Genomic DNA, 22,430 nt, shown 5'->3' with positions numbered 1-22,430 from the left:
GGGGGGGGGTTGTCTCGAGGCGCCCCCCAGGGGGGGCCCCGGGGGGGGGGGGGGGGGGGGGGGCCCCCCCCCCCCCCCCCCCCCCCGCCCGCGCACCAGCGATAGTAGAAACCGTGACCGCAGCCGTACCCCCCTCCCCGCCCCCCGCCGCCAAGGCTTCGCGCCGCAGCCTCGCCGCCGCCCTCCTCCTGGGCGCGGCCGGTGCCGCCCTCGTCCTGCTGGCGAGCGGCCGCACCTGGTCGGAGGGCAGTGCCCCCGCGGCCCAGGGCATCCTGGCCGAGCGGGCCAGCGGCCAGGACGTCACCGCCCTGCCGGGCGCGCTGGCCGTCGTGGGCCTGGCCGCGCTCGTCGCCGTCTTCGCGGTGCGGGGCGCGGGCCGCGTCGTCGTGGCGGCGCTCCTCGCCCTGAGCGGCGCCGGCACCGTCGTGGCCGCGCTCGCCGGGCGGGGCGACACCTCGGCGCTGAAGGAGAAGGCCGCCAAGGTGGCCGGCAACACCCAGGCCACCATCGCCGACGTCACCCACACCGCCTGGCCGTGGGTCGCCGTCGCCGGCGGGGCGCTGCTGTGCGTCGCGGGGCTGCTCGCCCTGTGGCACGGCCGCCAGTGGCCGGCCATGTCGGGCCGCTACGAGCGCGACGGCACCCCGCGCCCGCGCCGCCCGCGCACCGCCCCCGATCCCGATCGTCCCGAGGAGCTGTGGAAGGCCCTCGATCGGGGGGAGGACCCCACCGGTGGTTCCGGCCGGTGACACGCCAACCCCGGCGCACGGTGGCCGGGGGCGTCGGGGAGAATGACCCCGAGCGATCTCTGCGCCCGCGGGCGCGACCCAGCAACGAGGAGTCAACTCATGTCGGCTAGCGACCACGGCCACACCCCGGCGGCCTGGACCGGTGTCACCATCGCCTTCATCGGCTTCTGCGTCTCCGGCGCGTTCGTCGTGATGGCCAAGCCCGTCGGCTTCTGGGCCGGCATGGTCGTGGTGGCCCTCGGCGGCGTCGTGGGCCTCGTCATGCGTTCCATGGGCCTGGGCCAGGCTCCCAAGGGCGCCCCGAAGGCCCAGCCGCAGAAGGCCTGACCCGCCCTCTCCCTCGCCACGGCGCGGCCCGGGCCCGTACGGACGTACACAGCGGGCCCCGAGCTGCGCCTTCGCGTTTTCCGGCGGACACTGTGGGCTGTGACCCGCCGCCGTGCGACCCGCCGCCCCGGACAGGCCCTGGCCGCGCCGCTCGGTGTGGCCGCCGGGCTGGGCGCGGCCGTCGCCGTCGTCGCGGTGGTGGACCCGAACCGGCCCGGCCGCTACCCGGCCTGCCCGCTGCCGCGGCTCACCGGGCTGTACTGCCCGGCCTGCGGCGGGCTGCGGGGCCTCCACGCGCTGGCCCACGGCGATCTTCCGGCCGCGCTGGGCGCCAACGCCCTGGCCGTCGCCGGCTACGCCGCGTTCGCCGTGCTGTGGGTCCTGTGGGTGATCAGGTCGGTGCGGGGGGACGGGGGTATGCCGTTGCCGGCGCGGGCACATCACTGGTGGGCGCTGGCCGGGCTCGTGCTCGCCTTCACGCTCGTACGGAACCTGCCGTTCGGGTCCGCGCTCGCTCCGTGAACGGCGCGTGACGGTCCCGCCACCCCGCGGAGGCGCCCATTCGGGGGGCCGCCCGGTGGGGCCGGCGTCAACCGGATGCGAAACCTTCGCCCTCCGGCAAGTACCATCGCAATGCCTGGTGAGGTGATATCCCACCGCACCAGCCCAGACCAGCCGAGTCCGGAAGGGGGCCGCTCGCGTGAGTGTGCTCGACGAGATCATCGACGGAGTCCGTGCCGACCTCGCGGAGCGGCAGGCGCGCGTCAGCCTCGACGAGCTCAAGGAGCGCGCCGCGAAGGCCCCGCAGGCCAAGGACGGCGCGGCCGCCCTGCGCGGCGAGGGCGTCAGTGTGATCTGCGAGGTCAAGCGCTCCAGCCCGTCCAAGGGCGCGCTCGCCGCGATCGCCGACCCGGCCGGCCTCGCCGCCGACTACGAGGCGGGCGGCGCGGCCGTCATCAGCGTGCTGACCGAGCAGCGCCGCTTCGGCGGCTCGCTCGCCGACCTGGAGGCCGTCCGTGCCCGGGTCGACATCCCGATCCTGCGCAAGGACTTCATCGTCACCGCCTACCAGCTGTGGGAGGCCCGCGCCTACGGCGCCGACCTGGCCCTGCTGATCGTGGCCGCCCTGGAGCAGGAGGCCCTGGTCTCCCTCATCGAGCGCGCCGAGTCCATCGGGCTGACCCCGCTGGTCGAGGTGCACGACGAGGAGGAGGTCCAGCGCGCGGTGGACGCCGGCGCCCGCATCATCGGCGTCAACGCCCGCAATCTGAAGACCCTCGAGGTGGACCGCGGCACGTTCGCCCGGGTGGCCCCCGAGATCCCGGACAGCATCGTGAAGATCGCCGAGTCCGGGGTGCGCGGCCCGCACGACCTCATCGCCTACGCCAACGAGGGCGCCGACGCCGTCCTCGTCGGCGAGTCCCTGGTCACCGGCCGCGACCCGAGGACGGCCGTCGCCGACCTGGTGGCGGCCGGCGCCCACCCGGCCCTGCGGCAGGGACGGGGCTGACACCGTCATGAGGGCGTACGCACGGCTCGCTCGCGGCTGCCGGCCGCGTGGCTGCCGTGCGCCCGCGCGGCGCGTCCTCGGGCGCCGCGTGCGGTACCACATCGGCTGTGAGCCGGGTCAGATCAATGGGCGCCGATGGCGTACGGCGGCTGCGCGCTAGCAGCCGGCCCGTCGTCATCCGCCCATATCTGCACAGGAGTACGTCAGTGTCCTCTGACTTCTTCGTTCCCGACCCCGAAGGCCAGGTTCCGAACTCTTCCGGTTACTTCGGCGCGTTCGGCGGCAAGTTCATCCCCGAGGCCCTCGTCGCCGCCGTCGACGAGGTGGCCGCCGAGTACGAGAAGGCCAAGGCGGACCCCGCCTTCGCCGCCGAGCTCAACGACCTGATGGTCAACTACACCGGGCGCCCCAGCGCCCTCACCGAGGTGCGGCGCTTCGCCGAACACGCGGGCGGCGCCCGGGTGTTCCTCAAGCGCGAGGACCTCAACCACACCGGCTCCCACAAGATCAACAACGTGCTGGGCCAGGCGCTGCTCACCAAGCGCATGGGCAAGACCCGCGTCATCGCCGAGACCGGCGCCGGCCAGCACGGCGTGGCCACCGCCACCGCCTGCGCCCTCTTCGGCCTCGAGTGCACCATCTACATGGGCGAGGTCGACACCCGGCGGCAGGCGCTGAACGTCGCCCGGATGCGGATGCTCGGCGCCGAGGTCGTGGCGGTGAAGTCCGGCAGCCGCACGCTCAAGGACGCCATCAACGAGGCCTTCCGCGACTGGGTCGCCAACGTCGACCGCACCCACTACCTCTTCGGCACGGTCGCCGGCCCGCACCCCTTCCCGGCGCTGGTCCGCGACTTCCACCGGGTCATCGGCGTCGAGGCCCGCCGCCAGATCCTGGAGCGCGCCGGCCGCCTGCCGGACGCCGCCGTGGCCTGCGTCGGCGGCGGCTCCAACGCCATCGGCCTCTTCCACGCCTTCCTCCCCGACGAGGGCGTGCGCCTCATCGGCTGCGAACCGGGCGGCCACGGCGTGGAGACCGGCGAGCACGCCGCGACCCTCACCCAGGGCACCCCCGGCATCCTCCACGGCTCGCGCAGCTACGTCCTCCAGGACGAGGACGGCCAGATCACCGAGCCGTACTCGATCTCCGCCGGCCTGGACTACCCCGGCATCGGCCCCGAGCACTCCTACCTCAAGGACATCGGCCGCGCCGAGTACCGCGCGGTCACCGACGACGACGCCATGCAGGCGCTGCGCCTGCTCTCGCGCGCCGAGGGCATCATCCCGGCCATCGAGAGCGCCCACGCGCTGGCCGGCGCCCTGGAGATCGGCCGCGAGCTCGGTCCGGACGGGCTGATCCTGGTCAACCTCTCCGGCCGCGGCGACAAGGACATGGACACGGCGGCCCGCTACTTCGGGCTGTACGACGACGAGGCGGGGGAGCGGTAATGGCGGGCAACATCGGACTGCTGAGCTCCGTCCTGGCCGCGGCCAAGGCCGAGAACCGTGCCGCGCTGGTGGGCTACCTGCCCGCCGGCTTCCCGACCGTGGCGGACGGCGTGCGCGCCGTCACCGCCATGCTCGACGGCGGTTGCGACATCGTCGAGATCGGCCTGCCGCACAGCGACCCGGTCCTGGACGGCCCGGTCATCCAGACCGCCGACGACATCGCGCTGCGCGGCGGCATCAGGATCGCCGACGTCATCCGCACGGTGAAGGAGGCGCACGAGATCACCGGCGCGCCGGTGCTGTGCATGACCTACTGGAACCCCGTCGACCGCTACGGCCCCGAGCGGTTCGCCGCCGACCTCGCCGCGGCCGGGGGAGCGGGCTGCATCCTGCCCGACCTGCCGGTCGAGGAGTCCGCGGCCTGGCGCCGGGCCGCCGAACAGCACGGCCTGGCCACGGTCTTCGTCGTCGCGCCGAGCAGCCGCGACGAGCGCCTGGCCACGATCACCGCGGCCGGCAGCGGCTTCGTCTACGCCGCCTCGCTGATGGGCGTCACCGGCACCCGGGAGTCCGTCGGCCAGGAGGCCGAGGACCTGGTCCGCCGCACCCGGGCCGTCACCGACACGCCTGTCTGTGTCGGCCTCGGCGTCTCCAACGCGGCGCAGGCCGCCGAGGTCGCGCGGTTCGCCGACGGCGTCATCGTCGGCTCCGCGTTCGTCAAGCGGCTGCTGGAGGCCCCGGACCTGGAGACCGGCCTGGCCGGGGTCCGTGCCCTCGCGGGTGAGCTCGCGGAGGGCGTGCGCAAGCGCGGGTAACCCTTTGGGAGGAACGGCGACCGGGGGCGCGCATGGGCGCGCCCCCGGTTCGTTGTACGGGGATGTGAGCCAGAAGAACAACGACGGAAAGCGCACCGCCCGCGAGCGGCTGCAGGAACAGCGGCAGCGGGAGCAGGCCCGCGTCAAACGCAAGCGGGCCATGATCGCGGGCGTCGCCGTGGCCGCCGTCCTCGGCGCGGGCGTCGGCATCGCGGCCCTGGTGGCCTCGTCCGGCGGCGGCAAGGACAACAAGCAGCAGACCGCCGGCCCGCTCGTCGTCCCCAAGGGCGCCACGGGCAAGGACGACCTGGCCGTCCCGGTGGGCAACCCCGCAGCCAAGGCGAGCCTCGTCGTGTACGAGGACTTCCGCTGCCCGGCCTGCGCCCAGTTCGAGAACGGCTTCCGGGACACGGTCCACGACCTGGAGGCCAAGGGTCAGCTGAAGTCGGAGTACCACCTGGTCACACTGATCGACAAGAACATCCCCGGCACCGGCTCGCTCCACGCCGCGAACGCGGCGGCGTGCGCCCAGGACGCCGGGAAGTTCACCGCGTACCACGACGAGCTGTACAAGAACCAGCCGCCGGAGACCGACGACGCCTTCGGCAAGAAGGCCCGCCTCCTGGAGCTGGCGGGCAAGGTCCCCGGGCTCGACACCCCCGCCTTCCGCTCCTGCGTCGAGGGCGGCACCCACAACAGCTGGGTCCAGAAGTCCCAGCAGACCTTCAGTACCTCGGGCCTTCAGGGCACCCCGACCGTCCTGTTGAACGGCAAGAGCATCTACGGTCCCACCACCCCGCTCACCCCTCAGAAGTTCCGCGAGATGGTGGCGGCGGCCCAGAAGGGCTGAGGCACACCCTCAGGGCGTCGTGAGGCACCGCCGGCGCACCGACAGGAGCCAGTCCTCCACGCGCGCCGTATCGGGCGCCTCCGGCAGGGGGCTGCGGGCGAGGGCCTCGTCCAGGCGCGCCGCCAGGCGGTCGTGCCAGGCGCAGGCCTCGTCCCAGCTCAGCTCGCCCCGGCGGACGGCGAGCAGCCGGTCGCGGTACGGGCCGACGTCGACCCGCACGGTGCCGGTCTCCAGCAGCGCCGCACCGCTGATCATCAGCCGCAGCAGATGGAGGACGTGCTTCCAGCGGGGCTCGCCCTCGCGTTCGCGGTGCGCCCGCGCCTTGGCGAACTGCGCCCGCGCGTAGCGGGCGTACGTCGTGTGGGCGCGGCGGGAGAGGAAGGCCGGGGAGAGGTCGCGCAGTTCGGCGCCGAGCGGTGTGCCGACCTCCACCAGGGGGCTGTGCAGCACCTCCAGCACATTGGGATTGGCCGTCAGGGCCAGTTCGCAGAAGCGCTCGACCTCCCAGCTGAACTGCTCCGGCAGCGGACCGTCCAGATGCGTGGGCGGCTTGGCGATGCGCCAGAAATCCTCGGTGGGGGCGACGTAGACGCCGCGCCGGTCGATGTCCGACCCGGCGGTGGCGAGCCCGAAGGCCCGCGAACCCACCACCACCGACAGGATCGTGTGCTTCTCGACCAGGTGTTCCCACTGCGACATGCGGGCCATCCTCGCCCGGACCGGGGCCGCCCGGCCACCGAATTGGCGGCTGCGCCTATTGTTGATCTTCATGTGCTCAGCCCAGCAGCCGCATCCGTATCAGCAGCCCGGCGGTAGCCGGAAGACCGCCGTCGTCGCCGTCGCCACGGCCGCCGCCGTCGTCCTCGCCGCCGGTGTCACCGGCTGGCTGGTGCTCGGCGGTGACGGCGACGGCACGGACGCCGCGCCCGCACCGACCCGGGCGGCCACCTCCGCCCCCGCCGACAATCCCCGGGCCGCCGGCAAGGAGAGTGCCGGGGCCGCCCGGCCCGTCGTGCCCGGCTGGAAGGTCGTCGCCAACGACCGCCTCGCCTTCGACGTTCCCGCCGAGTGGCAGCTCAAGCCGGCCGACTGGGCCAGCTACGCCTCCGAGAAGAACGACCCCGAGAAGCCGCTCGTGGGCTTCCGCGGCCCCGCCGTGCTCAAGGAGCGGTGGTGCAGGGCGGAGGAGGGCGACGGTGACGGCCAGAAGGACGTCCCCCTCGCCGAGGCCGGCTCCCGGGGCGAGGCCGAGGCCCTGAACGCCGAGGCGGCCGCGCGTGAGAACGCCCGGCTGTGGATCCACGGCGGGTACGCCGGGTCGGACGGGAGCAAGGTCGGCGTCGGCCCGGTCGAGGAGTACACCACCGCTTCCGGGATCACCGGCAGCCTGGCGACGGCCCGTTCCACCGGTGTCCGCGACGCGGCGGCGAAGGGCTCGTGCGGCGTCGACGGCAAGGCCCTCGCCTTCGCCTTCACGGACGCCAAGGGCGACCTCGTCTCCTGGACCTTCCACGGCGTGCGGGGGGTCGGCGAGGAGGTCCCGGACGCGACCGTCCGGAAGATCCTCTCCACCGTGCGACTGACCGGCGGGCCCACCCGGCCGTAGGGCCGGGGCTACCGGGAGTCACGGGGCGGAAGGCCACCCTGGGCCTCCGCTCCGGCACAGGGTAGGTTTTTACGTGCCATGAATCTCGCATACATCCCCAGCCCCTCCACCGGTGTGGTCCACCTCGGGCCGATCCCGCTGCGCGGCTACGCCTTCTGCATCATCATCGGCGTCTTCGTCGCCGTCTGGCTCGGCAACAAGCGCTGGATCGCACGCGGCGGCAGGGCCGGGACGGTGGCCGACATCGCGGTGTGGGCGGTGCCCTTCGGCCTCCTCGGCGGGCGGCTCTACCACGTGATCACCGATTACGAGCTGTACTTCGGCGAGGGCCGCGACTGGGTCAACGCCTTCAAGGTCTGGGAGGGCGGCCTCGGCATCTGGGGGGCGATCGCGCTGGGCGCGGTCGGCGCCTGGATCGGGTGCCGCCGGCGGGGCATCCCGTTGCCGGCCTACGCGGACGCCATCGCGCCCGGCATCGCGGTCGCCCAGGCCATCGGCCGCTGGGGCAACTGGTTCAACCAGGAGCTGTACGGCAAGCCGACCGACCTGCCGTGGGCGCTGAAGATCGACGCCGACCCGGCCATCGGCCGCGTCGCGGGGACGTACCACCCGACGTTCCTCTACGAGTCCCTGTGGTGCCTGGGCGTGGCGGCCCTGGTGATCTACGCGGACCGCAGGTTCAAGCTGGGCCACGGCCGCGCGTTCGCGCTGTACGTGGCGGCCTACACCGTCGGGCGCTTCTGGACCGAGTACCTGCGCGTGGACGAGGCCCACCACATCCTGGGCCTGCGCCTCAACGGCTGGACGGCCATCCTGGTCTTCCTCGCGGCCGTGGCGTACATCGTGATCTCCGCGAAGAAGGTCCCGGGCCGGGAGGCCGTCGTGGAGCCGGCCTCCGACGTGGACGCCCCCGACGCCCTGGACCCCGCCGACGCCGCCGGCGCCGGCGACGGCAAGGCCGCCAAGGGCCCCGACGCCCCCAAGGCCCCCGAGACGCCCAAGGCCCCCGAGGCCGAGGCCGGGAAGCCCAGGAAGGCCTGACCCGCGGCGTTCCCGCGGCACCGAAGCCCCTCATGGCCCCACGCCATGGGGGGCTTTCCGTTTCCCGTCGCTCCGACGATAAAAAGCCGCAGGTCAGCGAGGTTAGTACGGCCTGCCTTGCTGGCGGAGCACCGTCGAACGGGCGTACCTTCGGCTCCGTACGGACGAACACCGTGCGCGACGAGACGCGCGACGAGACGAAGGAGCGCAGGGAGCCATGGCTGTCCTCGACACGGCCGCGGAGACGCACATCGCCCACCGTGACAATCACACGCACCGCGATGTGAACGGTGGCTGGCTGCGTCCCGCCGTCTTCGGCGCGATGGACGGGCTGGTCTCCAACGTCGCCCTGATGACGGGCGTCGCCGGAGGATCGGCCTCCTCGCAGGCGATCGTCATCGCCGGTCTGGCCGGCCTCGCGGCGGGCGCGTTCTCCATGGCCGCCGGCGAGTACACCTCCGTGGCCTCGCAGCGCGAGCTGGTCCTGGCCGAGCTGGACGTCGAGCGGCGCGAGCTGCGCAGGCACCCGGCCGACGAGCAGGAGGAGCTCGCCGCCCTCTATGTGTCGCGCGGCGTCGAGCCGGAGCTCGCCCGCGAGGTCGCCCGCCAGCTGTCGAAGGACCCGGAGCAGGCGCTGGAGATCCACGCCCGCGAGGAGCTCGGCATCGACCCCTTCGACCTGCCGTCGCCCCTGGTCGCCGCCGCGTCGTCGTTCGGCTCCTTCGCGCTGGGCGCGCTGCTGCCCCTGCTGCCCTACCTGCTCGGCGCCACCGAGCTGTGGCCCGCCGTGCTGCTGGCGCTGATCGGTCTCTTCGGCTGCGGCGCGGTCGTGGCGCGGGTGACGGCCCGGTCGTGGTGGTTCAGCGGGCTGCGGCAGCTCCTGCTCGGCGGGGCGGCGGCGGGTGTGACGTATCTCCTCGGTATTGCCTTCGGTACGGCCGTCGGGTAATTCTTATGCGGACATCCGCATAACGCGCGTGTTTCCGCGCGGTTTCAGCTCCCCCGTGACCGGGCACAATCCGGTAGCGCGGCGGGCAACGCCGCTCGTTCTGCGCGTTTCCGCCGGCGCGGCCGGGCCTGGTGATCCCAAGGCTCCCGGGCGCCCCGCCCACACCCCGGGTGTCCACATGTTGGACCAAGGCTTCCACTTTTCGAGAAGCCGCCCATCATGTAACGCACCGAACTTTTCTTCAGCGGAGGGCCAGCGTCGTCCCTCGGCACATGCCTCACGACATGACTGCCAGACGACGACGGGAGCGCCGATGCGCCACGCATCCCACCCCGCCCCGCAGGGGATGTACGACCCGCGCAACGAGCACGACGCCTGTGGCGTCGGCTTCGTGGCCACACTCACCGGCGAGGCGAGCCACGAGCTCGTGGAACAGGCGCTCACCGTCCTGCGCAACATGGAGCACCGGGGCGCCACCGGCTCGGACCCCGACTCCGGCGACGGCGCGGGCATCCTGCTCCAGGTCCCCGACGCCTTCCTGCGCGAGAGCGTCCCCTTCGCCCTCCCCGCGGCCGGCGGCTACGCCGTCGGCATCGCCTTCCTCCCGGCCGACGCCGGCGAGGCGGCCGACGCCGTCTCGCGCATCGAGACGATCGCCGCCGAGGAGGGCCTGACCGTCCTCGGCTGGCGCGACGTCCCCGTCGCCCCCGAGCTGCTCGGCGCCGCGGCCCGCGCCACGATGCCGGCCTTCCGCCAGCTCTTCGTCACCGACGGCGAGAACACCGGCCTGGCCCTGGACCGCAAGGCGTTCGTCCTGCGCAAGCGCGCCGAGCGCGAGACCGGCACCTACCTCCCCTCGCTGTCCGCCCGCACCATCGTCTACAAGGGCATGCTCACCACCGGGCAGCTGGAGCCGTTCTTCCCGGACCTCTCCGACCGCCGCTGCGCCACCGCCGTCGCGCTGGTCCACTCGCGGTTCTCCACCAACACCTTCCCGAGCTGGCCGCTCGCCCACCCGTACCGCTTCGTCGCCCACAACGGCGAGATCAACACCGTCCAGGGCAACCGCAACTGGATGCGGGCCCGTGAGTCGCAGCTGGCCAGCGACCTGTTCGGGGAGAACGGGAGCCTGGAGCGCCTCTTCCCCGTCTGCACCCCGGACGCCTCCGACTCCGCCTCCTTCGACGAGGTCCTCGAACTGCTCCACCTCGGCGGCCGCTCGCTGCCGCACAGCGTGCTGATGATGATCCCCGAGGCCTGGGAGAACCACGCCTCCATGGACCCCGCCCGGCGCGCCTTCTACCAGTACCACTCCACCCTGATGGAGCCCTGGGACGGACCGGCCTGCGTCACCTTCACCGACGGCACCCTCGTCGGCGCGGTCCTCGACCGCAACGGCCTCCGCCCCGGCCGCTACTGGGTCACCGACGACGGGCTCGTCGTGCTCTCCTCCGAGGTCGGCGTCCTCGACATCGACCCGGCCCGGGTGGTCCGCAAGGGCCGCCTCCAGCCCGGCCGTATGTTCCTCGTCGACACCGCGGAGCACCGCATCATCGAGGACGACGAGATCAAGGCCGGCCTCGCCGCCGAACACCCGTACAAGGAATGGCTGGAGGCCGGTCTCACCGACCTCGCCGACCTCCCCGAGCGCGAGCACATCGTGCACACCCACGCCTCGGTCACCCGCCGCCAGCAGACCTTCGGTTACACCGAGGAGGAGCTGCGCGTCATCCTCGCCCCCATGGCCAGGACCGGCGCGGAGCCCATCGGCTCGATGGGCACGGACTCGCCGATCGCGGCCCTGTCCGAGCGGCCGCGGCTGCTCTTCGACTACTTCACCCAGCTCTTCGCGCAGGTCACCAACCCGCCGCTGGACGCCATCCGCGAGGAGCTCGTCACCTCGCTGATCTCCTCCCTCGGCCCGCAGCGCAACCTGCTCGACCCCACCGCCGAGTCCTGCCGCAGCGTCACCCTGCCGTTCCCCGTCATCGACAACGACGAGCTCGCCCGGCTCGTCCACATCAACGCCGACGGCGACCTGCCCGGTATGAAGGCCGTCACCCTCTCCGGCCTCTACCGCGTCTCCGGCGGCGCCGACGCGCTCGCCGCCCGCCTCGCCGCCATGTGCGCCGAGACCGACGCGGCCATCGCCGCCGGCGCCCGCCTCATCGTGCTCTCCGACCGGCACTCCGACGCCGAGCACGCCCCCGTCCCGTCCCTGCTGCTGACCTCCGCCATCCACCACCACCTCATCCGCACCAAGCAGCGCACCCAGGTGGGCCTGCTGGTCGAGGCCGGCGACGTCCGCGAGGTGCACCACGTCGCGCTGCTCATCGGTTACGGCGCGGCGGCGGTCAACCCGTACCTGGCCATGGAGTCCGTCGAGGACCTCGTCCGCCAGGGCACCTGGTTCCAGGACCTGCCGGACCTCACCCCCGAGGACGCGATCCGCAACCTCATCAAGGCGCTCGGCAAGGGCGTGCTCAAGGTGATGTCCAAGATGGGCATCTCCACCGTCGCCTCCTACCGCGGCGCCCAGGTCTTCGAGGCCGTCGGCCTCGACGCGGAGTTCACCGCCACCTACTTCCAGGGCACCGCCACCCGGATCGGCGGCGCCGGCCTGGACGTCGTCGCCCGCGAGACCGCGGCCCGGCACGCCAAGGCCTACCCCGCCACCGGCATCCCCGCCAGCCACCGCCGGCTGGAGATCGGCGGCGAGTACCAGTGGCGTCGCGAGGGAGAGCCCCACCTCTTCGACCCCGACACCGTCTTCCGGCTCCAGCACTCCACCCGCGCCCGCCGCTACGACATCTTCAAGCAGTACACCGAGCGGGTGAACGAGCAGTCCGAGCGCCTGATGACGCTGCGCGGCCTGTTCACCTTCACCGGCGACCGCACCCCCGTCCCGCTGGACGAGGTCGAGCCGGTGAGCTCCCTCGTCAAGCGCTTCTCCACCGGCGCCATGTCCTACGGCTCCATCTCCCGCGAGGCCCACGAGACCCTCGCCATCGCCATGAACCGGCTGGGCGCCAAGTCCAACACCGGCGAGGGCGGCGAGGACCCCGAGCGCCTCCACGACCCCGAGCGCCGCTCCAGCATCAAGCAGGTCGCCTCCGGGCGCTTCGGCGTCACCAGCGAGTACCTGGTCAACTCCGACGACATCCAGATCAAGATGGCCCAGGGCGCCAAGCCCGGCGAGGGCGGCCAGCTGCCCGGCCACAAGGTCTACCCCTGGGTCGCCAGGACCCGGCACTCCACCCCGGGCGTCGGCCTGATCTCGCCGCCCCCGCACCACGACATCTACTCCATCGAGGACCTCGCCCAGCTCATCCACGACCTCAAGAACGCCAACCCTGCCGCCCGCATCCATGTGAAGCTGGTCTCCGAGGTCGGCGTCGGCACGGTCGCGGCGGGCGTCTCCAAGGCCCACGCCGACGTCGTCCTGATCTCCGGCCACGACGGCGGCACCGGCGCCTCCCCGCTCACCAGCCTCAAGCACGCCGGCGGACCCTGGGAGCTCGGCCTCGCCGAGACCCAGCAGACCCTGCTGCTCAACGGCCTGCGCGACCGCATCGTCGTGCAGACCGACGGCCAGCTCAAGACCGGCCGCGACGTGGTCGTCGCCGCCCTCCTCGGCGCCGAGGAGTTCGGCTTCGCCACCGCCCCGCTCGTCGTCTCCGGCTGCGTCATGATGCGCGTCTGCCACCTGGACACCTGCCCCGTCGGCATCGCCACCCAGAACCCCGTCCTCCGCGAACGGTTCAACGGCAAGGCCGAGTTCGTCGTCAACTTCTTCGAATTCATCGCCGAGGAGGTCCGCGAGATCCTCGCCGAGCTGGGCTTCCGTACCCTCGAGGAGGCCGTCGGCCACGCCGAACTCCTCGACACCGGCCGGGCCGTCCGCCACTGGAAGGCCCAGGGCCTGGACCTCGCCCCGCTGCTCCACGTGCCCGACCTGCCCGCCGGCACCCCCCGCCACCACACCACCGAGCAGGACCACGGCCTGGCCAAGGCCCTCGACAACCAGCTGATCAAGCTGGCCGCCGACGCCCTGAACACCGTCGGCGACGAGGCCCCCCAGCCCGTCCGCGCCCAGCTGCCCATCCGCAACATCAACCGCACGGTCGGCACCATGCTCGGCCACGAGGTGACCAAGAAGTACGGTGGCGCCGGCCTGCCCGACGACACCATCGACATCACCTTCACCGGCTCCGCGGGCCAGTCCTTCGGCGCCTTCCTGCCGCGCGGCGTCACCCTGCGCCTGGAGGGCGACGCGAACGACTACGTCGGCAAGGGCCTCTCCGGCGGCCGCGTCGTCGTCCGCCCCGACCGCGGCGCCGACCACCTCGCCGAGTACTCCACCATCGCCGGCAACACCCTCGCCTACGGCGCCACCGGCGGCGAGATGTTCCTGCGCGGCAGCGTCGGCGAGCGCTTCTGCGTCCGCAACTCCGGCGCCACCGTCGTCTCCGAGGGCGTCGGCGACCACGGCTGCGAGTACATGACCGGCGGCCGGGCCGTCGTCCTCGGCGCCACCGGCCGCAACTTCGCGGCCGGCATGTCCGGCGGCGTCGCCTACGTCCTCGACCTGGACGCCGCCCACGTCAACGGCGAGCTGGCCGGGGCCGTCGACACCCTCGACGACACCGACCGCCGGTGGCTGCACGACGTGGTGCGCCGCCACCACGAGGAGACCGCCTCCACCGTCGCGGCCGGCCTCCTCACCGACTGGGACACGGCCGTGACCCGCTTCCGCAAGGTCATGCCCGCCACGTACAAGGCAGTGCTCGCCGCCAAGGACGCCGCCGAGCGAGCCGGTCTCTCCGAGACCGAGACCCACGAGAAGATGATGGAGGCGGCGACCCATGGCTGACCCGAAGGGCTTTCTGACCACCGACCGCGAGGTCGCCCGCACCCGTCCCGTCGCGGAGCGCGTCCGCGACTGGAACGAGGTGTACGTCCCCGGCTCCCTCCTGCCCGTCATCAGCAAGCAGGCGAGCCGCTGCATGGACTGCGGCATCCCGTTCTGCCACAACGGCTGCCCACTGGGGAACCTCATCCCCGAATGGAACGACTACGCCTACCGCGAGGACTGGCGCGCCGCCGCCGAGCGGCTCCACGCCACCAACAACTTCCCCGAGTTCACCGGTCGCCTGTGCCCCGCGCCCTGCGAGTCCGCGTGCGTGCTCGGCATCAACCAGCAGCCGGTGACCATCAAGAACGTCGAGGTCACCATCATCGACAAGGCCTGGGAGGCCGGCGGCGTCACCCCCCAGCCGCCCGAGCGGCTCTCCGGCAGGACCGTCGCCGTCATCGGCTCCGGCCCGGCCGGCCTGGCCGCCGCCCAGCAGCTCACCCGGGCCGGCCACACCGTGGCCGTCTACGAGCGCGCCGACCGCCTCGGCGGACTGCTGCGCTACGGCATCCCCGAGTTCAAGATGGAGAAGCGGCACATCAACCGCCGCATCGAGCAGATGCGCGCGGAGGGCACCAAGTTCCGCACCGAGGTGGAGATCGGCCGCGACATCGACGCCGCCACGATCCGCAAGCGCTACGACGCCGTCGTCATCGCCGCCGGCGCCACCACCTCCCGCGACCTGCCCGTGCCCGGCCGCGACCTCAAGGGCGTCCACCTCGCCATGGAGTACCTGCCGGTCGCCAACAAGGTCCAGGAGGGCGACTACGTCGCTCCCACCATCACCGCCGAGGGCAAGCACGTCGTCGTCATCGGCGGTGGCGACACCGGCGCCGACTGCGTGGGCACCGCCCACCGCCAGGGCGCGGCCTCCGTCACCCAGCTGGAGATCATGCCGCGCCCGGGCGACGAGCGGAACGCCGGCCAGCCCTGGCCGACCTTCCCCATGCTCTACAAGGTCACCTCGGCCCACGAGGAGGGCGGCGAGCGCGTCTACTCCGTCTCCACCACCCGCTTCGAGGGCGACGAGGACGGCAACGTCCAGTGGCTCCACCTCGTCGAGGTGGAGTTCGTGGGAGGCAAGCCGGAGCAGAAGCCCGGCACCGAGCGGCGCATCCCCGCCCAGCTCGTCACCCTCGCGATGGGATTCACCGGCACGGACCGGCGGAACGGCCTCGTCGAGCAGTTCGGCGTGTCCCTCGACGAGCGCGGCAACATCGCCCGCGACGCCGATTACGCCACCGACGTCCCCGGTGTCTTCGTCGCCGGTGACGCCGGGCGCGGCCAGTCCCTCATCGTCTGGGCCATCGCCGAGGGCCGCTCCGCGGCGCGCGGCGTGGACCGCTACCTGACCGGCACCAGCACCCTGCCGGCCCCGGTCCGGCCCACGGACCGGTCCCTGGCCGTCTGACGGCCGTCCCACCGGCGCGACCGCGCCCCCGTGACACGGCGCCCGCCTCAACCCCGACCGAGGCGGGCGCCGCCATGTGCCCGGCACCGGCCGTCATTCCAGGGTGCGGGCCGAGACATCGCTGAACACCACCCGCGCGTCCTCCGTGTACACGCCCACGTTCCCCCGCGTGTACGGGCGCTCCCGGTCCTCGTAGGCCACCAGCCCCCGCCCGTCCACGCTCACCTCCATACGGGCGCCGCGCTGGGCGACCCGTACGTTCGGCGCCTCGCCGAGCGGGAAGTGCTCGGCCCCGGTCGCCAGGAACCGCTGCCCGCCCGGATAGGCCGGATCGCGCTTGCCCAGCTCCCAGCCGTTCGGCTTGAGGGTGACGTAGTAGAAGTGCTCGGGGTCCGTGTACGCCCACACCAGCCACGGCACCTCCCAGGGATTGGGCTTGGGGGTGCGCAGCTGGGCGATGGTGCGCATCTTCGCGCGGAAGTCCACCTCCGTGAACTGCTCGGTGGAGACGATCAGGCCCGCGTGGGTCTCCTCCGCCCGGGTGGAGGGCTTGGGGGAGAGGGCCAGGCCGTCGTGGCGCCCGATGTTCTCGCCGTGCCCGTCGAAGACCGACCGCCAGGGGCCGTGGACCGATCCCTCGGCCCACGGCCGTTCCGGCTCCCCGCTGTCCTCCCAGACGGCACTCACCGCGAAGACCAGCCCCGCCACGACGGCGGCCGCGAGCAGTGCGAGGGCGAGAAGCCGGTGAACTCTCGTCATGCCGTCGAGTATGACCCCGTACCGTCGGGCCGTCCGGCCACCAGCGGAGCGGGCGCGGGCAGGACGTCCGCGTCGGCGCCGAAGTCCTCGGCGAGCTGGGCCACGATGCGGTCCGTGGCGTGCCCGTCGCCGAACGGGTTGCCGGCCCGCGCCATCCGCCCGTAGGCCTCGGCGTCGTCCAGCAGCCGGATCGCGGCGTCCAGGATGACCTGCGGTTCGGTGCCCACGAGCCGGGCCGCGCCGGCCTCCACGGCCTCGGGCCGCTCGGTGGTCGTGCGCAGCACCAGGGCGGGTTTGCCCAGGCTCGGCGCCTCCTCCTGGATGCCGCCCGAGTCGGTCATCACCAGGTCGCAGCCGGCGAGCGTGGCGGAGAAGTCGACGTAGTCCAGCGGCTCGACGACGTGGATGTCCGGGTGGTCGCTCAGTTCGGGCAGCAGGGCCTCGCGCACGGCCGGGCTCTTGTGGAGCGGCAGCACGATCTCGACGTCCCCGCGGTCGGCCAGGCGTCGCAGCGCCTTGCCCATGGCGCGCATCTTGTCGCCCTGGTTCTCCCGGCGGTGGAGGGTGACCAGGACGCGGCGCAGACCGCTGCGGAAGTGGTCGCGGCCGGCCCCCTCGTCGAGCACCCACAGGAGGTTGTCGATGACGGTGTTGCCGGTGACGAAGACCTCCGCGGCGGGGACGCCCTCGGCCGTGAGGTGGCCGGCCGCGCGCGGGGTGGGCGCGAAGTGCCAGCGGGCCATCCGGCCGATGAGCCGGCGGTTGAGCTCCTCGGGGAAGGGGTTGTCGAGCACCCCGGTGCGCAGCCCGGCCTCGACGTGGGCGACGGGGACGTGCTCGTAGAAGGCGGCGAGGGCGCCGGTGAGGGCGGTGGTGGTGTCGCCCTGCACGACGACGACGTCGGGGCGCTCGGCCCGGATCACCTCGCCCAGCCCGTCCACGAGGCGGGCGGTGAGGGTGGAGAGCTCCTGGCGGTCGCGCATCACGTCGAGTTCGACGCTGGCGGGGACCCGCAGCATCCGGAGCATCTGCTCCAGCATCTCGCGGTGCTGACCGGTGCTGACGACGACGGGCTCGAAGAGCGGCGAGGCGTCCATGGCGCGGGCCACGGGGGCGAGTTTGATGGCCTCGGGGCGGGTGCCCAGTACGAGCATGGCGCGCACGGGCGTGGTGATGACGTTCGGGGACATGGGTCTCCCTTGGGGAATGTGCGTGCTTGGCCTGTGGGTGGAGGAGTGCCGGGCGTCAGGTGCGCGCGGTCTTGAGCCAGGTCTGCTTGCCGGTGAGCATCCGCCACAGCCCCCACCATCCGGCGGCGAACCAGATGTAGCCGTAGAAGACGAAGACGTGGGACAGCAGGACCGACCGGACGAGTCCGAGGCCGCGTTCGCGCCGGGAGTAGACCCAGCCGTAGGCGTACGCCGCGGTGAACGACAGGACGTACGGACCGATGATCCACATCGGGGAGACGAGCGGGTGTCCCGCCTCCACCGAGCCGATGATGGTGCCGCCCGTGGCCACCAGGAAGGACAGCGGGAGCAGGGAGGTGAGCAGGATGAGCACCGGGCTGGACAGGTGGTAGAGCAGGTCCACCGCGGCCTTGGCCGGTACCTCGCGCAGGATCAGCGGGACCAGCCCGGCCGACTGGAGGTGGCCCTGGAACCAGCGCGAGCGCTGGCGCACCAGGCGCCCCACGTCGAGCACGGCCTGCTGGGAGACCGCCGCGGTGGTGCAGTGGTGGTTGGTCCAGCCGCGGGCGATCAGGCGCACCCCGAGGTCGAGGTCCTCGGTCAGGGAGTCGCTCCACGGGCCCTTGCCGTCCTCGCCCATGAGGGTGTCGAGGGCGGAGAGCCGCATGAACTGGCCGTTGCCGCCCATGCCGACGCTGCCGAAGTAGCGCCGGGCGGACTGGAAGATGTCGCCGTAGATGACGAACTCCATGTCCTGGAGGCGGGCCAGCATGCCCTTGTGCCGGTTGTACATCCGCACGCCGATCTGGGTGGCGCCGGTGCGCGGATCGTCGAAGTAGGGGTCGACCGCCTGCACCACGTGCGGGTCGAGGCGGCCGTCGGCGTCCACCACGCAGACGATGACGTCGCGCGGGTCGTGGCCGTCGAGGAGGCCGGAGTCGCGCAGGTGGCGGATGCCGGCGTTGAGGGCGGCGCCCTTGCCCTTGCGGGCGTTCGGGAAGTGCCGCTGGAGGAGCTGGACCCGGCCCGACGAGGAATGGCCGGCGAACCGGGCGATCTCCGCCGTGCGGTCGTCGGAGGCGTCGTCGATGACGAGGGCCATGAAGTTGCCGGCCGGCAGCGAGGTGATGCGGGCCAGGCTTTCGGCGAGCACCTTGTCCTCGTTCAGACAGGCGAGGAGAAAGACGTAGAGACGGTCGGCGCGCGGTCCCCGCGCGTGGCGTATCCGGCGTCTCGAGAGGACGAAGAGAGTGGAGTTGTAGCATCCGGCCATCACGATGATGGCGATGCTCGACCAGAGCATCACTTCGGTGATCATGAACGGTCACCGGAGCTTCGCAGCACGAACCAGAATTTCGCCGAAAGAAGCACGGCGGCTATCGCGCAGTAGAGCAGGAATCCCGCCCCCGCGGCTTCCTGCAGTCCCCTGGCAAAGGGTATGCCCGGCATAACTTCTGGGGCTGCCGTCAGCCCTGCCAAGGGCAGGACTGTCCCCAGAGCGGGTTTTCCGTACATGAGTTCCCCCCGGATTCCGCCTCGGCTTGAGGCGTGCGCAGGGAAGGTATCAGACGGCGGTGGGGGTTTCGGGGGCTGTGGTGGGACTTGTTGAATCGGAAGATTTAATTCTGTGAACCTACCGGTAATTATGCCTGTTCAGGGTGGCGCTGTGACGCGTGTGATCTTTGGTCTACGCCAATTCCCTTGTCCGTAATTGCCCGGACGGGACCGCAGTTGTCTATTGACACCCTTCACGGCGACCACAAGAATCGGCCAACTGTCGGGACCTTTGCTGAGGGACTTCCGTGTCCGTCCGGTGTCCATCCGGTGCTCGTCCGGTGTTCGTCCGGTGGGGGAATCGGCAAGCAGCTCGTCAACCAGGGGGAAACACAATGAAACATTCACGAGGGAGAGCGCGGATTTCCCGCGTCTCCGTCGTCCTCGCCGCCGTCGCCGCCCTGCTGGGCGGCGTCACGCTTTCCACGGGGGCCGAGGCCGCGATAGGCCAGGACGGCAGGCCCGGCCCCGCGCACGGGCTGCAGGGGGTGGGATCCGCCTCGCTCTCCGGGGCGAGCACCCAGGACCTGAAGTCATGGGTCGCCGGCCGTCTGACCAACGACCGCCAGCGCCGGGCCGGCCGACTGACCGTCACCCCGGCACCCGCTCCCAAGACCGTGGCCGCCGCCACCCAGGCGCTCGCCGCGGCGCCCGGCACCTCGGCCCTGGTGCTCTACGACACCACCGGCCCCTACGGCCACCTCGGCGAGCTCTACGCCATGGCGATCGCCAACCTCGTCGGCCACTTCGGCACCGCCACCGCCAAGCCGGTATCGGCCTACACCGCGGGCATGACCGAGCAGTACACCGCCACCGTCTACGTCGGCTCCACCTACTACGGCGGCTCGGTCCCGGACGCGATCCCCGCCGCCTTCTACCAGGACGCGCTGAAGACCACCAAGCCCGTGACCTGGATCGGCGACAACGTCTGGAACATGGCGAACGCGGTCGGCATCGAGAACTTCAAGAAGAAGTACGGCTGGGACCCGACCAACTCCTTCTTCGAGACCAACGGCAGCGTCGGCAACGTCAACCAGGTCACGTACAAGAACCAGACGCTGACCCGGAAGATCCCCGTCGGCTTCGACGGCGGCGTCCTCCACCCGGCGGTCGTCGACGGCCCCGACTACCCGGACATCACGGAGCTCGCGCAGGCGAAGGACGCCAACAGCGGTGCCACCTTCCCCTGGGCGTTCCGCACGTCCAACCTCACCTACCTGGGTGAGATCCCCTTCTCCTACGTGTCCGAGTCGGACCGCGTCATCGTCTTCGAGGACCTCCTCTACGACTCCCTCGCCCCGGCGACCGCCGAGCGCCACCGGGCGTTCGTCCGGCTGGAGGACGTCAGCCCCAAGGCCGACCCCGCGCAGCTGCGGGCCATCGCCGACTACCTCTACTCGCAGAAGATCCCGTACGGGATCAACGTCATCCCGACCTACACGGACCCCAAGGGCGCGTACAACAACGGCGTGGCCGAAACCGTCACCCTCGCCCAGACCCCGCAGGTCGTCTCGGCGCTCAAGTACATGCTCCAGCGCGGCGGCGTCCTGATGAACCACGGCTACACCCACCAGTACAAGAACGTCGCCAACCCCTACACCGGCGCCACGGGCGACGACTTCGAGTTCTTCCGGGCCCACGTCGACGCATCCGACAACGTGATCTACGACGGGCCGGTGGCCGAGGACTCCACCCTCTGGGCGCAGACCCGCGTCACCTCGGCGCTGAACGGGTTCACGCTCGCCGGGCTGCCCAAGCCCACGCTGTGGACGACCCCGCACTACGCCGCCTCCGCCGCGGACTACAAGGTCTTCGGGCAGAACTACACGGCCCGGCTGGAGCGTTCGCTGTACTTCGCGGGAACGCTCAGCGGCGGAACCGTGAACCCCGGTCGATACATCGGCCAGTTCTTCCCGTACGCCGTGAAGGACGTCTACGGTACGAGCGTGCTTCCCGAGAACATCGGTAACTACGAGCCCGTGCCGTACAACAACCACCCGGCCCGGCTGCCCGCCGACCTCATCAACTCGGCCAAGGCGAACCTGGCCGTGCGGGACGGCGTGGCCAGCTTCTTCTACCACCCGTACTACCCGGTGGAGCCGCTGAAGCAGACCGTCGAGGGCATCAAGGCCCTCGGCTACACCTTCGTCGGCCCCACGGACCTGGCGCAGTGAACGCGATGAAGAGGGCGGCCGCCGCGCTGGCGGCCGTGGCCGCCCTCTTCGTCGCCGGCTGCTCCTCCTCCGGCGACGAGGACGGCGCCGCCCCCACCGGCCGGCCCGACGACAGGAAGGCGACCGGAATGCGGGGCATGACGCTCCCCTCGTGGAACACCGACGACTACAGCAGCGATCACGCCGGAACGTATCTTCGGCAGATCGCCGCGACCGGCGCCCGGTGGGTGACCTTCACCCCCACCTGGTACCAGGACCGCGTCACCGACTCCGCCATGCGCACCACCGGCGAGACCGCCGACGACGGAAGCCTGCGCCACATCATCGGCCTCGCCCACGACGCGGGCCTGAAGGTCATGGTCAAGCCGCACGTCGACCTCACCAAGGGCGGGGACCGCGCCGAGATCAGGCCGGCCGACCGCGACGCCTGGTTCCGCGCGTACGAGCACTTCATCACCCACTACGCGGACCTCTCCCGGCGCACCGGCGTCGAGCAGTTCTCCGTCGGCACCGAACTCGCCGGCACCTCGCGGGACGGCGAGCGCTGGAGCCACGTCGTCGCCGCCGTCCGCGCCCGCTACAAGGGCCCGCTGACGTACGCCGCCAACTACGACGAGTACCGGAACGTCGCCTTCTGGAAGGACCTCGACATCATCGGCGTCGACGCGTACTGGCCGCTGGGCGACAAGGCCACCACCGACGCGGCGCGGCTGCGCCAGGCGTGGCAGCCCATCGCCGAGGAGCTGGAGGCCTTCTCCCGGCGGCAGGACCGCAAGGTCCTCTTCACCGAGGCCGGCTACGTCAGCCAGCGCGGCTCCACCACCGCCCCCTACTCCTGGACCGTCAGCAAGCGCGACGGCGACGCCGAGCAGGCGGCGGCCTACGAGGCGCTGCTGGCCGCCTTCGAGGGCAAGAAGTGGTGGGCGGGCGTCTGCTGGTGGATGTGGGACGACTGGCCCGACAGCGGCGAGACCGCCAAGCGCCTGGCGTACACCCCGCACGGCAAGCCGGCGGAGAAGGTCCTGCGCAAGTGGTGGGGCGCGTCCTGATCCGGCAGCGCCCCGAAGGGGCGCGGGGAACTGCGCGACCAGCCACGACGCGGCCGCGGCCGGCTCACTGGACGTGCGGCGGA

18 protein-coding genes and 1 pseudogene are annotated in these 22,430 nt (G+C 72.1%); 15 read left to right on the top strand and 4 right to left on the bottom strand.

The annotated features are described in order from the left end of the window. Nucleotides 1-113 precede the first annotated feature (113 nt). The 8 genes from AC07BS_RS17995 (at nucleotide 114) to AC07BS_RS17960 (ending at nucleotide 5,699) form a co-directional block, all read left to right on the top strand. Nucleotides 114-749 carry a TIGR02234 family membrane protein gene (locus AC07BS_RS17995; protein ID WP_478648310.1) on the top strand — a complete coding sequence of 212 codons (636 nt, stop codon included), beginning with the start codon at nucleotides 114-116 and terminating at the stop codon, nucleotides 747-749. Nucleotides 750-848: 99 nt separating this feature from the next. After that, nucleotides 849-1,076, top strand: coding sequence for an HGxxPAAW family protein (locus AC07BS_RS17990; protein ID WP_478648312.1), 228 nt, complete (start codon nucleotides 849-851; stop codon nucleotides 1,074-1,076). 99 nt (nucleotides 1,077-1,175) lie between these two features. Beyond that, the gene (locus AC07BS_RS17985) at nucleotides 1,176-1,598 is read left to right on the top strand and encodes a DUF2752 domain-containing protein (RefSeq protein WP_478648315.1); all 423 of its coding nucleotides are present in this window, start codon (nucleotides 1,176-1,178) and stop codon (nucleotides 1,596-1,598) included. A gap of 178 nt (nucleotides 1,599-1,776) precedes the next feature. Further along, entirely contained in the window at nucleotides 1,777-2,586 is an 810-nt protein-coding gene (gene trpC, locus AC07BS_RS17980) for an indole-3-glycerol phosphate synthase TrpC (RefSeq protein ID WP_478648318.1), read from the top strand. Nucleotides 2,587-2,593: 7 nt separating this feature from the next. Then, a complete protein-coding gene (gene trpM, locus AC07BS_RS17975; RefSeq protein ID WP_478648320.1) occupies nucleotides 2,594-2,746 on the top strand; it encodes a tryptophan biosynthesis modulator TrpM in 153 nt (50 codons plus the stop codon). A 46-nt stretch (nucleotides 2,747-2,792) separates the two neighbouring features. Beyond that, entirely contained in the window at nucleotides 2,793-4,034 is a 1,242-nt protein-coding gene (gene trpB / locus AC07BS_RS17970; RefSeq protein ID WP_478933130.1) for a tryptophan synthase subunit beta, read from the top strand. Beyond that, nucleotides 4,034-4,849 carry a tryptophan synthase subunit alpha gene (trpA, locus tag AC07BS_RS17965; protein WP_478648324.1) on the top strand — a complete coding sequence of 272 codons (816 nt, stop codon included), beginning with the start codon at nucleotides 4,034-4,036 and terminating at the stop codon, nucleotides 4,847-4,849. The genes trpB and trpA overlap by 1 nt, the downstream gene beginning before the upstream one ends. Nucleotides 4,850-4,913: 64 nt before the next feature. Beyond that, nucleotides 4,914-5,699 carry a DsbA family protein gene (locus tag AC07BS_RS17960; RefSeq protein ID WP_478933127.1) on the top strand — a complete coding sequence of 262 codons (786 nt, stop codon included), beginning with the start codon at nucleotides 4,914-4,916 and terminating at the stop codon, nucleotides 5,697-5,699. A 9-nt stretch (nucleotides 5,700-5,708) separates the two neighbouring features. Here the strand turns inward: AC07BS_RS17960 and AC07BS_RS17955 are convergent, their stop codons facing one another. Beyond that, nucleotides 5,709-6,398 carry a nucleotidyltransferase domain-containing protein gene (locus tag AC07BS_RS17955; protein ID WP_478933125.1) on the bottom strand — a complete coding sequence of 230 codons (690 nt, stop codon included), beginning with the start codon at nucleotides 6,396-6,398 and terminating at the stop codon, nucleotides 5,709-5,711. A gap of 70 nt (nucleotides 6,399-6,468) precedes the next feature. Here AC07BS_RS17955 and AC07BS_RS17950 point away from each other — a divergent pair, with 70 nt between their 5' ends. The 5 genes and pseudogenes from AC07BS_RS17950 (at nucleotide 6,469) to AC07BS_RS17930 (ending at nucleotide 15,621) form a co-directional block, all read left to right on the top strand. Continuing rightward, nucleotides 6,469-7,305 (top strand): DUF8017 domain-containing protein, encoded by an 837-nt coding sequence (locus AC07BS_RS17950; RefSeq protein WP_478933123.1) that lies wholly within the window; start codon nucleotides 6,469-6,471, stop codon nucleotides 7,303-7,305. A 78-nt stretch (nucleotides 7,306-7,383) separates the two neighbouring features. Further along, a pseudogene (gene lgt, locus AC07BS_RS17945) lies at nucleotides 7,384-8,372 on the top strand (prolipoprotein diacylglyceryl transferase); the annotation flags it as partial. A gap of 191 nt (nucleotides 8,373-8,563) precedes the next feature. Continuing rightward, nucleotides 8,564-9,295 (top strand): VIT1/CCC1 transporter family protein, encoded by a 732-nt coding sequence (locus AC07BS_RS17940; protein ID WP_478648334.1) that lies wholly within the window; start codon nucleotides 8,564-8,566, stop codon nucleotides 9,293-9,295. A gap of 313 nt (nucleotides 9,296-9,608) precedes the next feature. Beyond that, nucleotides 9,609-14,168, top strand: coding sequence for a glutamate synthase large subunit (gene gltB, locus AC07BS_RS17935; protein WP_478933120.1), 4,560 nt, complete (start codon nucleotides 9,609-9,611; stop codon nucleotides 14,166-14,168). Beyond that, nucleotides 14,161-15,621: a glutamate synthase subunit beta gene (locus AC07BS_RS17930; protein ID WP_478648339.1), complete on the top strand. Its 1,461-nt coding sequence runs from the start codon at nucleotides 14,161-14,163 to the stop codon at nucleotides 15,619-15,621. The genes gltB and AC07BS_RS17930 overlap by 8 nt, the downstream gene beginning before the upstream one ends. 93 nt (nucleotides 15,622-15,714) lie before the next feature. Here AC07BS_RS17930 and AC07BS_RS17925 read toward each other — a convergent pair whose 3' ends face one another. From AC07BS_RS17925 to AC07BS_RS17915, 3 genes are read right to left on the bottom strand one after another with little or no spacing between them, the layout of a single operon-like run. Continuing rightward, nucleotides 15,715-16,380 (bottom strand): calcium-binding protein, encoded by a 666-nt coding sequence (locus AC07BS_RS17925; RefSeq protein ID WP_478648342.1) that lies wholly within the window; start codon nucleotides 16,378-16,380, stop codon nucleotides 15,715-15,717. Then, complete coding sequence (wecB, locus tag AC07BS_RS17920) at nucleotides 16,377-17,570, bottom strand: non-hydrolyzing UDP-N-acetylglucosamine 2-epimerase (protein WP_478648344.1); 1,194 nt, start codon at nucleotides 17,568-17,570, stop codon at nucleotides 16,377-16,379. Before wecB ends, AC07BS_RS17925 begins: the two co-directional genes overlap by 4 nt. 55 nt (nucleotides 17,571-17,625) lie before the next feature. Next, a complete protein-coding gene (locus AC07BS_RS17915; RefSeq protein WP_478648347.1) occupies nucleotides 17,626-18,888 on the bottom strand; it encodes a glycosyltransferase in 1,263 nt (420 codons plus the stop codon). A 571-nt stretch (nucleotides 18,889-19,459) separates the two neighbouring features. On the opposite strand from AC07BS_RS17915, the gene AC07BS_RS17910 reads away from it, so the two are divergent. Together AC07BS_RS17910 and AC07BS_RS17905 are read left to right on the top strand one after the other, a co-directional pair. After that, nucleotides 19,460-21,298 carry a DUF2334 domain-containing protein gene (locus tag AC07BS_RS17910; RefSeq protein WP_478933118.1) on the top strand — a complete coding sequence of 613 codons (1,839 nt, stop codon included), beginning with the start codon at nucleotides 19,460-19,462 and terminating at the stop codon, nucleotides 21,296-21,298. A gap of 5 nt (nucleotides 21,299-21,303) precedes the next feature. Further along, nucleotides 21,304-22,347 carry a glycoside hydrolase family 113 gene (locus AC07BS_RS17905; protein WP_478933222.1) on the top strand — a complete coding sequence of 348 codons (1,044 nt, stop codon included), beginning with the start codon at nucleotides 21,304-21,306 and terminating at the stop codon, nucleotides 22,345-22,347. Nucleotides 22,348-22,430 lie beyond the last annotated feature (83 nt).

The organism is Streptomyces sp. NPDC044063 (genome assembly GCF_056434285.1).
Note: the sequence above shows the minus strand (reverse complement) of the source record. Positions and strands in the feature narration are given on the sequence as shown.

What these genes read in the sequence shown, in the direction of transcription:
- AC07BS_RS17990 (WP_478648312.1), top strand. Translation starts at nt 849, where the DNA reads ATGTCGGCTAGCGACCACGGCCACACCCCGGCGGCCTGGACCGGTGTC.
- trpM (WP_478648320.1), top strand. Translation starts at nt 2,594, where the DNA reads ATGAGGGCGTACGCACGGCTCGCTCGCGGCTGCCGGCCGCGTGGCTGC.
- trpA (WP_478648324.1), top strand. Translation starts at nt 4,034, where the DNA reads ATGGCGGGCAACATCGGACTGCTGAGCTCCGTCCTGGCCGCGGCCAAG.
- AC07BS_RS17955 (WP_478933125.1), bottom strand. Translation starts at nt 6,398, where the DNA reads ATGTCGCAGTGGGAACACCTGGTCGAGAAGCACACGATCCTGTCGGTG.
- AC07BS_RS17950 (WP_478933123.1), top strand. Translation starts at nt 6,469, where the DNA reads ATGTGCTCAGCCCAGCAGCCGCATCCGTATCAGCAGCCCGGCGGTAGC.
- AC07BS_RS17940 (WP_478648334.1), top strand. Translation starts at nt 8,564, where the DNA reads ATGGCTGTCCTCGACACGGCCGCGGAGACGCACATCGCCCACCGTGAC.
- gltB (WP_478933120.1), top strand. Translation starts at nt 9,609, where the DNA reads ATGCGCCACGCATCCCACCCCGCCCCGCAGGGGATGTACGACCCGCGC.
- AC07BS_RS17930 (WP_478648339.1), top strand. Translation starts at nt 14,161, where the DNA reads ATGGCTGACCCGAAGGGCTTTCTGACCACCGACCGCGAGGTCGCCCGC.
- AC07BS_RS17925 (WP_478648342.1), bottom strand. Translation starts at nt 16,380, where the DNA reads ATGACGAGAGTTCACCGGCTTCTCGCCCTCGCACTGCTCGCGGCCGCC.
- wecB (WP_478648344.1), bottom strand. Translation starts at nt 17,570, where the DNA reads ATGTCCCCGAACGTCATCACCACGCCCGTGCGCGCCATGCTCGTACTG.
- AC07BS_RS17915 (WP_478648347.1), bottom strand. Translation starts at nt 18,888, where the DNA reads ATGATCACCGAAGTGATGCTCTGGTCGAGCATCGCCATCATCGTGATG.
- AC07BS_RS17910 (WP_478933118.1), top strand. Translation starts at nt 19,460, where the DNA reads ATGAAACATTCACGAGGGAGAGCGCGGATTTCCCGCGTCTCCGTCGTC.
- AC07BS_RS17905 (WP_478933222.1), top strand. Translation starts at nt 21,304, where the DNA reads ATGAAGAGGGCGGCCGCCGCGCTGGCGGCCGTGGCCGCCCTCTTCGTC.